Below are 13870 nucleotides of genomic sequence, written 5' to 3'. Positions count from 1 at the left end.
ATGTTTACACCTTCAGTAAGTATTCACTCACAGAAAACCCACTCGCCGAACGAGTATGGCAAAGTAGCTGTGCTGCTCGGCGGTGACTCTGCCGAACGGGAAGTATCGCTTAATTCGGGCAATGCGGTGTTAAATGCATTGTTACGACAAGGCGTAGATGCGTTTGCGTTTGACCCAGCAGAGCGACCTCTGACCGACCTTATCGACCTTAACGTCGATAGAGCGCTCATTATGCTGCACGGTCGCGGTGGTGAAGATGGCTCTATGCAAGGAGCCCTTCAGTTCCTAAAAATCCCCTACACGGGAAGCCGAGTTTTAGGTTCTGCGCTGGCAATGGACAAAATTCATACTAAGCAAGTGTGGCAAAGTTTAGGCTTACCCACTGCAAAATATGAAATTGCTGATAAAAGGCACTTTGAAGCTGGTAAGTGCAGCGCTATAATGGATAAATTGGGGAATGAAGTCATGGTAAAACCGGCCAGAGAAGGGTCGAGTATTGGCATGGCGAGAGTGACAAGCGCTAAACAGCTCGAAACTGCCATTCAGGACGCCTTTAAATACGATAATCAAGTCCTGTTAGAGCAGTATATAGATGGCCCCGAATTCACTGTTTCTGTATTGCAGGGACAGGCGTTGCCGTCTATTCGCATGTCTACTCCACATACATTCTATGATTATGCTGCGAAATATCAGGATAATACAACAGAATACTATTGCCCAAGCGGCTTGTCTGAAGAGCAAGAAGCACAGCTAGCAAAACTAGCATCCCGTGCTTTTGATGCTATTTCTGGCAGCGGCTGGGGTAGAATTGACGTTATGCAGGACAACCAAAGGCAGTTTTATTTGCTAGAGGCGAACACAGTGCCTGGCATGACAGAAAAAAGTTTGGTGCCTAAGGCAGCCAAAGTTGCAGGATTAACTTTTGATGAACTGGTATTAAGTATTCTTTCTACCAGTTTTGATGACGTTGCAAACAAGGCGTAAACGTGGCTGATACCAACACTAATCAAGGTAAGCCCGCTTCTGCAAAGAGCGGCAAAAGTAAAACGGCAGTGTGGGGCGGCGTCGCTTTCTTACTGTTTGTTATTGCTGGATTAGTGTTTGGTGGGCTTAAAGCAAACCAGTATTTGCAGGATGAACAGCAAATGCCGGTACAGGTTATTGATTTTTCTGGTGATTATCAGCACATCGATATTACCAAGCTAGAGCGGTTAATACGCAAGGCGCAGCCTGGAAGTTTTTTCGCGCTTGACGTCAACGAAGTATTTGAGCTTGTTGAAGCGCAGCCTTGGGTTTATCGCGCGTCAGTAAGAAAGAAGTGGCCAAATACGTTAAAAATTTATTTGGTTGAGCAGCAGCCGGTTGCACAATGGAATGAAGATTTGTTGTTAAACCCTTATGGCGATACGTTTAACGACGAAGGCGTGAAGTTAGACTTACCGCGCCTTTACGGCCCGGGTGGCAGCGAAAAAACCGCCCTTGAAGGCTACAACGCCATGCACGCGTTGATAGCGACGACGGATATGACGTTAGACGAGCTGTCCTTAAGCGAGCGATTTGCATGGCAAGTGCAGTTGAAAAACGGCATTAAATTGAATTTAGGACGTCAGGAGTTTATCGATAGGCTACAACGCTTTATTGATGTTTATCCACTTCTGGCGCAACAAGAGAAGGCGGTGAAATACGTCGACCTTCGCTATGACACGGGCGTAGCAGTCGGATGGAAAGACGACAGCGCCACAGATGAAGAGAGTTAAGGAAACCATGTCAAAACCTGCTGAACGCAATTTGATTGTAGGACTAGATATCGGCACCAGCCAAGTAAAAGCTGTTGTGGGTGAATTACTAGAAGATGATCAAATCAGTATTGTTGGCGTGGGCACCCATGCATCGAAAGGCATGGATAAGGGCGGCGTTAACGATTTGAACCTGGTGGTGAAATCGGTCCAGCGTGCAGTAAACGAGATGGAGTTAATGGCAGATTGCCGAGTGTCTTCAGTTTTTATGTCTATCTCGGGACGACACGTTAAGTGCCAAAATGAAAATGGCATGGTACCGATTAACAATCAGGAAGTAACACAAGAAGACGTAGATAACGTTATTCATGCAGCGCGCAGTGTGCCAATTGCAGCGGAACGTCGTCTACTACACGTGTTACCACAAGAATTTACTATTGATGTGCAGGAAGGGATTAAGAACCCTATTGGCATGTCGGGAGTAAGAATGGAAGCGGATGCTCACATTATTACCTGTGCCGACGATATGGCGAAAAACATGGTGAAATGTGTTGAGCGTTGTGAACTTAATGCCGATCAGCTGATCTTTTCAGCGTTGGCATCAAGTTATGCGGTACTGACTGACGACGAGCGCGAGCTTGGCGTATGTGTGGTTGATATCGGTGGTGGTACTATGGATATGGTTATCTACACCGATGGCGCTATTCGTCACACGGCGGTAATACCGGTTGCGGGTAATCAAATTACCAGCGACATTGCTAAAATATTTAGAACGCCTATCAGCAATGCAGAAGAAATTAAGGTGAATTACGCCTGTGCATTGAAGGATATGGTGAGTATGGAAGACAGCATTGAAGTGCCTAGCGTGGGCGGACGCCCAGCTAGAGTGATGTCTCGTCATACGTTAGCTGAGGTGATTGAACCTCGCTATCAAGAGCTTTTTGAGCTGGTACATGATGAAATTCGTGCCAGCGGTCTGGAAGAGCAAATCGCTGCAGGCCTTGTGCTTACAGGCGGTACCGCTAAGATGGAAGGTGCCGTGGAATTTGCCGAAGAACTTTTCCAGATGCCCGTGCGCGTGGGCAAACCCATCAACGTAAAAGGCTTGTCCGAATATGTTGATGACGCTGGATTTGCGACAGTCGTAGGACTGCTGCAATATGGCAAAGTACAATCTGACAATAAGAAGTCCAGTACGCAGAAGACCGGTGAAAGCTTATTTCATCGAGTGCAAAGCTGGTTTAAAGGTGAATTTTAATTTTATTTTGGGGGCGCTATAGCTACGGCATCAAGGCTAGCAGGAAGCAATTAGCCTAAGGGAATGACCTGGCGTAGTGTTTAAAAGACGTACAACCGGAGAGTAAGTATGTTCGAATTAATGGATAGTCACGGCGAAGAAGCCGTAATCAAAGTCATCGGTGTCGGTGGCGGCGGCGGCAATGCCGTTGAGCACATGGTGTCTCAAAGCATTGAAGGCGTAGAATTTATTGCAGTTAACACCGATGCACAGGTGCTTCGCAGCTCAAGTGCAGACGTTACACTTCAAATTGGCTCAAGTGTAACAAAAGGGTTAGGTGCGGGCGCCGATCCGAACATTGGCCGAGAAGCAGCACAAGAAGACAGAGAAACCATTCGTCAGGCGCTAGACGGTGCAGATATGGTTTTCATCACTGCCGGTATGGGCGGTGGTACAGGAACGGGCGCAGCGCCAGAAGTGGCAAAGATTGCTCGCGAAATGGGCATCCTTACGGTAGCGGTAGTTACTAAGCCATTCCCATTTGAAGGTAAGAAACGCACCTCGTTTGCGGAACAGGGCATTGTTGAGTTGTCTAACAACGTTGACTCGCTAATTACCATTCCTAATGAAAAGTTGTTAAAAGTAATGGGGCCAGGCACGCCGCTTCTTCAAGCGTTTAGCGCTGCAAATGACGTATTACGTGGTGCAGTTCAAGGTATTGCTGAACTGATTACCCGTCCTGGTCTAATCAACGTTGACTTCGCAGACGTACGTACCGTTATGTCTGAGATGGGTAAAGCGATGATGGGTAGTGGCGCTGCAAGCGGTCCAGACCGTGCTGAAGAAGCTGCTGAAGCCGCGATTGCCAGCCCGCTTCTTGAAGATATCGATTTGTCAGGCGCGCGCGGTATTCTTGTGAATATCACTGCGGGTCCAGATTTCGCCATCGACGAGTTTGAGACTGTTGGTAACGCCGTTAAAGCGTTTGCCTCAGAGAATGCCACAGTGGTTGTGGGTACAGTGATCGATATGGAAATGACAGACGAGCTTCGCGTAACGGTTGTTGCAACCGGTATTGGCGCAGAGCGCAAGCCTGACATTTCGCTAGTAAGCTCTGAAGGCTCTCGTCTAACACAGCCTGCAAAAGAATACGGTAACACGCAATCAAGTGAACCACGTTCTGCAGTAGGCGGTACAGAGGGCAATCAGGCGCTGAAGGCCGACGACAGTGCACAGCCAGAAAATGATTTGGAATATTTAGATATTCCTGCATTTCTTCGTAAGCAGGCAGACTAATTTAGCTGCCTGAAACGGAAGGGAATTATTTCGCGTTTGTGATGTCTCACCTAGTAAGGTGTATTTACACAACGTGAAAAATTTCGCGTGGATAGGTTGATTAAATACGTAATCTGACAGAGTTAAATCCGTCAGAACGGGTGTTTTTTGACATGTGAGTAATAACTCACTATAATTCGCGCCCGCTTTTTTTAATAGGTAAAAGCTTAAGCAGATGATTAGACAACGTACAATCAAGCAATCGGTACAAGAGACCGGAATTGGGCTTCATAAAGGGGAAAAGGTCACAATGACTCTCCGACCTGCGCCAGCAAACACGGGTATCGTGTTTAGGCGTGTTGACCTTGAACCACATGTTGACATACCTTCGCGTGCGAACGCGGTAGGTAATACCATGCTGTGTACGTGCCTGAATAACGAGGACGGTGTGACTATCCAAACGGTAGAACACTTAGCGTCTGCGCTTGCAGGTTTAGGTATCGACAATATTATTGTTGAAGTAGACAGTAACGAGCTGCCAATTATGGACGGAAGTGCTAGCCCGTTCGTATTTTTGCTTCAATCTGCCGGTATCGAAGAGCTAAACGCGCCTAAGCAATTTATTCGTATTAAAAAGCCAGTTCGTGTAGAAGATGGCGATAAGTGGGCCGAATTAGTGCCTTATGATGGTTTCCGCGTTGATTTCCAAATTGACTTTGATCATCCTGTGATCAGTCAAACTCGTCAGCATATGGTGATGGATTTTGATTCATGCTCATATGTAAGCGAAGTTAGCCGTGCACGCACTTTCGGTTTTATGCGCGACTTAGAGTACATGAATGCTAACAACCTAGCGTTGGGTGGCAGTATGGAAAACGCAGTGGCGTTGGACGAATTCCGCGTACTCAATCCTGAAGGGTTGCGCTACGACGATGAGTTCTTAAAGCATAAGATTTTGGATGCTATTGGTGACTTATACCTTGGCGGACACAGTCTAATTGGTGAATTGCGTGCGTACAAAACAGGCCATGGTCTGAATAACAAGCTATTAAATGCAGTACTTGCGCAAAAAGAGTGTTGGGAGTTCGTGACCTACGACTCGCAGGAAACAGCACCAATTCGTTATGCTCAGCCCGCATTAGCGTAAGAATTTTAAAAAGCCGCCTTACGGGCGGCTTTTTTTCGTATGGCATTTACTGAAATAAATGATACAGTAGCCGAATAATTAATATAAATTTCACCCATGTGACAAAAAACTATCGCTTAAAGGTTGTCGCCTTTGGCTAAAAACACATTCATCGTTGTATGAAGTGGTATGAAAAGAGTGGCGTGAAACAGCAATTTTCTTCGTGGTATGAAACTAACAATTACACTCGCTGGTAAAAATAAACGCTATAGGCACAGTATTAGTGTCCGTACGCTTGTGAGCGCAACCGTGCTCTCGTCTATTTTTATGCTAGTGTCGAGCCGTTCAACAGAATCGGTATCAGAAGATATTGCACGAGTTCGTTTGGCGCAGACTGAAGTCAACGAGCGACAAAAAGACGTTGACGCGTTAAAACAGCAAACAACGGTCAAATTACAAGCTTTGCTTTCTCACGTCGCAGAGTTATCTGCGCAGGCTACATTGCTAGACGAGAAAGGTAAGCAAATCGCAACAGAATTAGGTATGTCAGCGGCTGACCTGGACGCTTTCGTACCGGTATCGATACCGGATAACCTTCAAGACGATCCCATCCTTCACGAAATAGCCAAACTAGAGCAATCACTCGATTTGAAGTCTCAACAGTTGTCTATGCTTGAAAGTTTGGTCAGGGGTCACCATATCCACGAACAGAGCCAATTATCTGGTCGTCCGATAGAGTCAGGGTGGTTGTCTTCTTATTATGGTATGCGGGCCGACCCGTTTACCGGCGAACCAACTATGCACAAAGGGCTAGATTTCGCTGGTAAGGCAGGGGAAAACGTAGTGGCAACTGCTGCAGGTATTGTGACCTGGGCGGGTGATCGCTACGGCTATGGCCAACTTGTAGAAATTGATCACGGTGATGGTTTTGTTACCCGCTATGGGCATAACGACACCCTTACTGTCTCAATCGGCGACGTGGTAACCAAAGGGGAACCTATCGCTAAAATGGGCAATACGGGGCGCTCAACTGGCGTTCATGTTCACTACGAAGTAATAAGAAACGGAAAACAAGTCGATCCTCTGCCTTTTGTCTACAAAAAGTAGCATAGGTAGCAGCCAGGTAATTCTCGTAGACGGTGCCTTTATTAATTAAAAGTCATCTAAAACGAAGAAGCATAATTTTAGAACATCGCAAAACACAACGTGGTTACCGTTGTGTTTTATACGTTTAATTTAGCTGTGCACATTGTGCGGCGCCTCGACAAGTAGTGGAATAATAAAGCTAATGTTTTCAAGCATCCTTCGAAAAGTATTCGGTAGTAGAAACGACCGACTATTAAAAAAATTACGCAAAAACGTAGATGCCATCAATGCACTGGAAGCAGAATTTGAAAAGCTTTCCGATGAGGCGCTAAAGGCTAAGACAGACGAATTTAAAGCGCGTATTGAAAAGGGTGAAACCCTTGACGATATTCTTGTAGAAGCCTTCGCTACTGTGCGTGAAGCAAGTAAACGCGTATACGGCATGCGTCACTTCGACGTTCAGATGCTAGGTGGTCAAGTACTTCACCAAGGTAAAATTTCAGAAATGCGCACGGGTGAAGGTAAGACGCTTACTGCTACCTTGCCAACTTACCTTAATGCTTTGTCTGGCAAAGGGGTTCACGTTGTTACTGTGAATGATTACCTTGCTCGCCGTGATGCTGAGTGGAGTAATCAGTTATTTACTTACCTAGGTATGCGTGTGGGCTGTAACGTGCCTGGTATGTCGCCGCAGCAAAAGCGTGAAGCTTATCAAGCTGACGTAACCTATGGTACGAACAACGAATTTGGTTTTGACTACCTTCGTGACAATATGGCATTTAGCCCACAAGACCGCGTACAGCGCCCGCTTAACTATGCGGTAGTGGATGAAGTTGACTCAATTCTTATCGACGAAGCCCGTACACCACTTATTATTTCTGGTCAGGCCGAAGATAGCTCAGAGCTGTATCGCCGCATCAACACCATTATTCCTAAACTTGTTCAGCAAGAAAAAGAGGATGAAGAAGGCCAAGAGGGCGATGGTGACTACACGATTGACCTTAAGGCAAAACAAATTCATCTTACCGAGCGCGGTCAAATTCACGTTGAGGAAATTCTTCAACAAGAGGGCATGCTGCCTGAAGGCGAGTCGCTGTTTGCTGCAGGTAATATTTCACTGCTTCATCATATTAACGCTGCGCTTCGTGCACACAAGTTGTTTGCTAAAGACGTAGACTACATCGTTAAAGAAGACCAAATCGTTATTGTTGACGAGCATACGGGTCGTACGATGGAAGGCCGTCGCTGGTCTGAAGGTTTACACCAAGCTGTAGAAGCGAAAGAAGGGGTTCGTATTCAAAACGAAAACCAAACCCTTGCGTCAATTACCTTCCAGAATTATTTCCGCTTGTATAACAAGCTTGCGGGTATGACAGGTACAGCAGATACAGAAGCCTTCGAATTTAACCATATTTACGGCTTAGAAACGGTAGTTATCCCAACAAACCGTCCTATGCAGCGTAAAGATATGGCTGACCTCATCTACCTAACGGCAGAAGAAAAATACGAAGCCATTGTTGAAGACATTAAAGAGTGCGTTAAACGCGGTCAACCTACGCTTGTGGGCACTGTGTCTATCGAGAATTCAGAACTCATTTCTCGCATTCTTAAGAAGTCGAAAATTCCTCATAAAGTGCTTAACGCTAAGTTCCACGAACACGAAGCAGATATCGTCGCTCAGGCTGGTAAGCCAGGCGCGGTTACGATTGCGACTAACATGGCAGGTCGTGGTACCGATATCGTGTTAGGTGGTAACTGGCAGGCAGAAGTAGAAAAGATTGAAAATCCAACTGAAGCGCAAATCGAGAAGATCAAAGCCGAATGGAAAGAAAGCCATGACGCTGTGCTTGCCTCAGGTGGTTTACACATTATTGGTACAGAGCGTCACGAGTCTCGCCGTATTGATAACCAGCTTCGCGGTCGTTCGGGCCGTCAGGGTGACCCGGGTTCAAGCCGTTTCTACCTTTCATTAGACGACGCACTTATGCGTATCTTTGCCTCTGAAAAAATGGGCAACATGATGAAGCGTTTAGGTATGGAGCGTGGTGAAGCCATTGAGCATCCGTGGGTAACTCGCGCCATCGAGAATGCACAGCGCAAAGTAGAAGGTCGTAACTTCGACATTCGTAAGCAGTTGCTTGAATACGATGATGTGGCCAACGACCAGCGTAAAGTCATCTACGAGCAGCGCAATGAGCTGCTTGATGAAGGCGATATCAGCGAGACTATCGCGGCTATTCGTGAAGACGTTATTTCAAGTGTTGTCGATGAGTACATTCCGCCACAGTCTCTAGAAGAAATGTGGGATGTAAGCGGACTTGAAGAGCGCATGCGTGCCGATTTCGCCGTAGACTTGCCAATCAAGACCTGGCTTGAAAATGACGACAAACTTTACGAAGAGAAGCTTCGCGAGCGCATTCTTGGCGAAGTCGTTGATGCTTATAAGCAGAAAGAAGCGGTAGTGGGCGAGCAGGTACTGCGTCAGTTTGAAAAAGCGGTAATGCTTCAAAACCTAGACAGCCATTGGAAAGAGCATTTGGCGGCAATGGATCACCTGCGCCAAGGTATTCATTTACGCGGCTATGCGCAGAAAAATCCTAAGCAAGAATACAAGCGTGAGTCGTTTGCTTTGTTCTCACAAATGTTAGAAGCGCTTAAAGTTGAAGTGATCACTATTCTTGCGCGTGTAAAAGTACAAGCTGAAGAAGACGTGCAAAAAGTAGAAGAACAACGTCGTCAAGCTGACGATGTGCCAAAGAACTTCGAGCACGAAGAAGCGAACGCAACGCCAGAAGAGGCAAGTGACAAAGTACGTACGCAAGTTCGCGAAGGTGCGAAAGTGGGCCGTAATGACCCATGTCCTTGTGGCTCTGGTAAAAAGTATAAGCAGTGTCACGGCAAGCTCAAGTAATGAAAGTAGTACATGTTGCTGTGGGCGTTATCGCCCGCGGCGATGAAATATTCATTACTCTTCGCCCTGACAATGTTCATCAGGGCGGAAAATGGGAATTTCCTGGCGGTAAAGTGGAAGAGGGTGAAACCGTTCTACAGGCGCTTAAGCGAGAGCTTGCTGAAGAAGTTGGGATTATTGTGAACCGCAGCGAGCCTGTGATTGTGATCACCCATGATTACGGCGACAAGCAAGTGAAACTAGATGTTCATCGCGTGTGTGATTTTACCGGCGAGCCGCACGGCAAAGAAGGCCAACAGTCGCGGTGGGTCAAGGTAACGTCACTAAACGCTTCTGACTTTCCTGAAGCGAATATACCCATTATTAGCGCATTGCAAAAATAATAAAAACGGCCACATCTTAAAGTGGCTGTTTTCTTTTAGAGCAGTTCTATTTTTAGCCATTTCTTTGCGTTAGATTGGAAAATTAAGAACGCTCAAGATATACCCTTTCGGAGTTACACCTACAAGGTTATTCGTTCAGCGGTGGCAAACGCTACATCCAGTTTGAAATAAGCGGCTTCATTAATAAAGTGCGGGTAGGTTTCAGTTTCGTTTTCCCATAGGATATCTTTGCCGTCAAACGTTCGAAATACCGGTGCCCCAGGCATGAGAGGTTTGAAATCGTTATCTTGCAGTGAATGATGGATCATGGCGGTACGTTTTCCATTAGCATCTAACGGAAAAGACACATTATCGCCTAAACGAAAAGCTTCACAAGCAGGCAAAGCGTCAGTATTAATTTGCCCTTTATTATACGCGGCACAAAAATCCAATATTGCTTCAGCCATGGTTTGTGTTAGAAGGTAAACATCTTCTCTTAACACGCCCTGTGGCTGCCCACCCACTTCTATCATTACACCTTTCTTACCAGTGGTGCACAGGTAACCATGTTCAAGGTAGGGCTTTTCGTCTTCTACCAAAATGTTGGCTTCTGGCATTTGTTGCTTTACGTATCGCGCCAGCTGAATATGAAATTCATCCGCTTCCAAAATGATAAGCGTAGCACCCATTTCGCTGGTGGTGTTGTGAATATCAATCACAAAATCTGTGTTCGAATCACCCTTAGGCCCTAACTGTTGGTTAAGAGCCTTAGCAAGCTCAGCTTCTTTCGCAGAATTGTTATTCGATAAGCCTTCAAAGGTAAACTGACGGTTTAAGTCTTCGTCTACGAAACGAACGTTTGCCGCAATGGCCGCTCCATTGGCGATGCTTAACGAAACATTTAGCTCATTAAATCGCGAAGGTAGCCCAAACTGTTGCCAGTTTCGAATAAGCTGAATACCACTGGTTTCATTTCCATGAGTACCACCAACAAGCGCGATAGAATTAAACATTCATGTTCCTTTTTGTATAGGTTGAGGATGAGGAAGGCTGCGCAGCGAGCTATTGAGTAATATTGTGATGAATTAATACGTTCGCTGTCTGCGCATCTACCCACGACTTGGAAATCAAGTAAACCGATACTACACCACTGCGCTTTGTACGAGAATACGTCTTAGTGGAATTTACCTAAATACTGATGTTTGCCAAATTGTGCGGGAAAGACATCGCGTATTAGTGCTTAAAGAAGTCATCTGATTGCTGTGCTAGCATCGCCTCTATCTCTTCAACATCGATATGCTTGGGCGTTGCGTCTTCTGCAGGCTTGCCGGCTATTTTTCTGTCTTCAGCGGCCCATTCACCTAAATCGATAAGTTGGCATTTTTTACTGCAAAAAGGGCGATATTCGCTTGTTGGTGCCCAAACAACCTGCTTGGCACAAATAGGACATTTCACTTCCATTATTTACTCCAGTGAAATACGTCTAAACGGCGAAGTTTGCGATTTGCTATCACTACCGCAGACGGGAAATAATAAATTAAAGACTCGGGCCTGCTGATCTTTGCGGTACATCAAACATCAACAGGTCTTAAGTTTAACAGGCAGCTAAACGAAACTGAATACTGCTTTCCACTGCGCCAGATTGGCCCTCTTGAGGAGAAAATAGCATGAAGCGGAGTGCGTAACGGTATTTGTTGCCGCTAAGCGTAGGGTAATACCCTTCATCAACACTACATTTAACGCGAATTAACTCGTTTTTATCTTCTGCAGCGCCTTGATAAAAACCGTTGTCAGCAACCACATTGACAAATTGACCTCGTTCGCGAATGAACGACAGACTAACAGCAATAGCATCATCGAGTAAGGCTAACGTTTCAAGCCATTGCGCTATTTCAGCGAGGCGTTGTTCAAGGGGTTGTTGTAACCAAAAATGAAGATTGGGCAAATCGAAGCTACACGCGCCACCTGGAATGGCAAAGCGCTGCCTGATTGCGCTAAGCAGTTTATCTTCTTTCAAAGCACTACCAAAACGGCGGTCCGTTTTTAGCTTTTGTTTTAGGGTAAGCACGGTTTTTAGCGCTTGCTCTAAGGCGGCGCTGTCAATTTTCGGGTGCTTAGACCAATAAACCAAGTTATTTTCATGGGCTTCGAGGTCTTTGGTAAGATCGGAGCGAAGATCCAGTCTTTCAATGAGATCAAGTAATTCGAAAAGCTGTTCAAAGAACACCAGCTGCAGATGAGTATGTTCTGATTTAGCCGTAATCTTAAGTTGTCCAAGCAGCTGCTCAACACGTAAATAGTTACGTACTTTTTCCTTTAGTGGAAATTCGAAAACAGCGTGACCCATGGAACCCCTTAAAACACATAGACTTAGAGAAATGTCGCTAAAAATTTAGCTGAACAGTGAAAGGCAACAAGCCTAAAGCATCAAAGCGTTTAAGCCAAGTATACTTGTTCGCCAAATCTTTACTTTGACGTTAATTGGTCAAAAAAGTTTCAAAAATCAATCCGTAAGGCTGTAACGCCCTGCTTTTAGATAGTGAATTTAGTTATTAGGGATGTGTTTTTGCGTTAACTTCGTCTATCAACTTCACGCTTTAGATAGCAAAAGTAAGTGTTCATGCAAGGTCGAAACTTGCGAAGAGAGGGCGTTTAAGCTGGTGCTATTGTCTAATACATGGTCTGCAGCGCTCAGCCGTTCTTTACGGCTTGCTTGTGACGCCATAATACTTTTTATCGTTGCTTCAGAGCTACCATCTCGCTTTAAGGCGCGTTCAAGCTGAAGCACTTCAGGGCAGTCAACCACTACTACGTGGTTACACATTTCAGTAAGCTTGTTTTCAACCAATAGTGGAACAGACAATATGCAATAGGGGGAAGTCGATTCCATGATTAGCTGTTGCATGCGAGAACGAATAAGCGGGTGGAGAAGTCTGTTCAGCCAGGTTTTTTCATCTGGGTTAGCAAAAACCTTCTCTCGAAGTGCGGCGCGATCAAGGCTACCGTCTTCAAGCAAAATATGCTCGCCAAAATGCTCAGCTATTTGAAGCAACCCTTGTGAGCCCACGGCAACCACATCTCTTGCGACCTCGTCGGCATCCACGATGTCTATGCCAAACGACGCAAAAATATCAGTGGCAGCAGATTTACCGCTACCTATCCCGCCAGTAAGGCCTACTACAAAGGGGGTCTGCTTATTCATAATGCCGCGGCACCTTCTAACTAAAGTACGTAATCAAGGTAGGTGGTAATAATGGCATCTTTAAAAAGCACTGTCAGCCAACCCGCCACTGCGAGATAGGGACCAAAAGGAATTGCCAACGACTTGCCTTTGTTTTGAATCACCATTATGAGTATGCCTGCAATTGCACCTACAAACGAAGAGAGCAAAATAATAATGGGCAAACCTTGCCAGCCCGTATAAGCGCCAAGTGCGGCGAGCAGCTTGAAATCGCCATAGCCCATGCCTTCTTTGCCAGTGGCAAGTTTAAATAGCCAATACACAGACCATAAACTTAAATAACCCGCCGCTGCGCCAATAATAGCGTCGGTGGTGTCTACAAAAATGTGTTGCGTGCTCAACAGTAACCCCAACCACAGTAGAGGCAGTGTCAACTGGTCAGGTAATAGCATCTTATCTAAGTCAATAAACAGCAGAGCAACGAGTATGTAAGTAAACAATACGGCCCATAGTGCTTGCGATGTGACACCAAATTGATAGGCCGCAAACGTACAGGCTAAAGCAGTAAACAATTCAACCAGCGGGTATCGAACTGATATTCCAACTTTGCATTTAGCGCATTTACCTTTAAGGAACAGGTAGCTAATAACAGGAATATTTTCCCATGCGCGAATCTTGTGGCCGCAGCTAGGGCATGTGCTGTCTGGTTTTACAAGGTTAAATACTTCTTCTGACGCTGATGAGTTTTTATCGTGAGGTGTCGGCTCACCCTCGCTAAAATAGCTTTGGTACTCTTGCTGCCAGCTGCGTTCCATCATAATAGGCAAGCGGTAAATCACCACGTTCAAGAAACTGCCAACCATTAAACTTACAAAAAAGACTAGGGAATAGAATACAGCAGGGTAAAGCTGACTAAGCGTAATTATCGCGTCCATGGTATGTGGTTCTTATAATTG

At 45.7% G+C, this 13870-nt stretch carries 13 protein-coding genes; 8 read left to right on the top strand and 5 right to left on the bottom strand.

Going from position 1 to position 13870, the window contains the following annotated elements; translation table 11 throughout:
- The 8 genes from QME20_RS16585 to mutT all read left to right on the top strand — a co-directional run bounded on the left by QME20_RS16585 (position 1) and on the right by mutT (position 9754).
- Complete coding sequence (locus QME20_RS16585; protein ID WP_014950427.1) at positions 1-984, top strand: D-alanine--D-alanine ligase; 984 nt, start codon at positions 1-3, stop codon at positions 982-984.
- Positions 985-986: 2 nt separating this feature from the next.
- Positions 987-1757 carry a cell division protein FtsQ/DivIB gene (locus QME20_RS16580; protein WP_014977223.1) on the top strand — a complete coding sequence of 257 codons (771 nt, stop codon included), beginning with the start codon at positions 987-989 and terminating at the stop codon, positions 1755-1757.
- Between the two features lie 7 nt (positions 1758-1764).
- Positions 1765-2994 (top strand): cell division protein FtsA, encoded by a 1230-nt coding sequence (gene ftsA, locus QME20_RS16575; RefSeq protein WP_014980043.1) that lies wholly within the window; start codon positions 1765-1767, stop codon positions 2992-2994.
- 108 nt (positions 2995-3102) lie between these two features.
- Positions 3103-4269: a cell division protein FtsZ gene (gene ftsZ / locus QME20_RS16570; RefSeq protein WP_014980042.1), complete on the top strand. Its 1167-nt coding sequence runs from the start codon at positions 3103-3105 to the stop codon at positions 4267-4269.
- 214 nt (positions 4270-4483) lie between these two features.
- Positions 4484-5395 (top strand): UDP-3-O-acyl-N-acetylglucosamine deacetylase, encoded by a 912-nt coding sequence (gene lpxC, locus QME20_RS16565; RefSeq protein WP_014980041.1) that lies wholly within the window; start codon positions 4484-4486, stop codon positions 5393-5395.
- Positions 5396-5602: 207 nt separating this feature from the next.
- The gene (locus QME20_RS16560; protein WP_278711813.1) at positions 5603-6481 is read left to right on the top strand and encodes a M23 family metallopeptidase; all 879 of its coding nucleotides are present in this window, start codon (positions 5603-5605) and stop codon (positions 6479-6481) included.
- Between the two features lie 181 nt (positions 6482-6662).
- Positions 6663-9371 carry a preprotein translocase subunit SecA gene (gene secA / locus QME20_RS16555; RefSeq protein ID WP_014980040.1) on the top strand — a complete coding sequence of 903 codons (2709 nt, stop codon included), beginning with the start codon at positions 6663-6665 and terminating at the stop codon, positions 9369-9371.
- Positions 9371-9754 carry an 8-oxo-dGTP diphosphatase MutT gene (gene mutT, locus QME20_RS16550; RefSeq protein WP_049586068.1) on the top strand — a complete coding sequence of 128 codons (384 nt, stop codon included), beginning with the start codon at positions 9371-9373 and terminating at the stop codon, positions 9752-9754. The genes secA and mutT overlap by 1 nt, the downstream gene beginning before the upstream one ends.
- A gap of 119 nt (positions 9755-9873) precedes the next feature.
- Here the strand turns inward: mutT and QME20_RS16545 are convergent, their stop codons facing one another.
- The 5 genes from QME20_RS16545 to QME20_RS16525 form a co-directional block, all read right to left on the bottom strand.
- Entirely contained in the window at positions 9874-10746 is an 873-nt protein-coding gene (locus QME20_RS16545) for an aspartoacylase (RefSeq protein WP_281716275.1), read from the bottom strand.
- A 220-nt stretch (positions 10747-10966) separates the two neighbouring features.
- Complete coding sequence (gene yacG, locus QME20_RS16540) at positions 10967-11194, bottom strand: DNA gyrase inhibitor YacG (RefSeq protein ID WP_014950407.1); 228 nt, start codon at positions 11192-11194, stop codon at positions 10967-10969.
- Between the two features lie 133 nt (positions 11195-11327).
- A complete protein-coding gene (gene zapD, locus QME20_RS16535; RefSeq protein WP_281716274.1) occupies positions 11328-12080 on the bottom strand; it encodes a cell division protein ZapD in 753 nt (250 codons plus the stop codon).
- 243 nt (positions 12081-12323) lie between these two features.
- Positions 12324-12935, bottom strand: a complete 612-nt coding sequence (gene coaE / locus QME20_RS16530; protein ID WP_281716273.1) for a dephospho-CoA kinase — start codon at positions 12933-12935, stop codon at positions 12324-12326.
- Positions 12936-12955: 20 nt separating this feature from the next.
- Positions 12956-13849, bottom strand: coding sequence for an A24 family peptidase (locus tag QME20_RS16525; RefSeq protein ID WP_281716272.1), 894 nt, complete (start codon positions 13847-13849; stop codon positions 12956-12958).
- Positions 13850-13870: the final 21 nt, after the last annotated feature.

Source organism: Alteromonas sp. CyTr2, assembly GCF_947311905.1.
GTDB classification, from domain to species: Bacteria; Pseudomonadota; Gammaproteobacteria; order Enterobacterales; family Alteromonadaceae; genus Alteromonas; species Alteromonas macleodii.
This window is presented reverse-complemented; position numbering and strand designations above follow the sequence as displayed.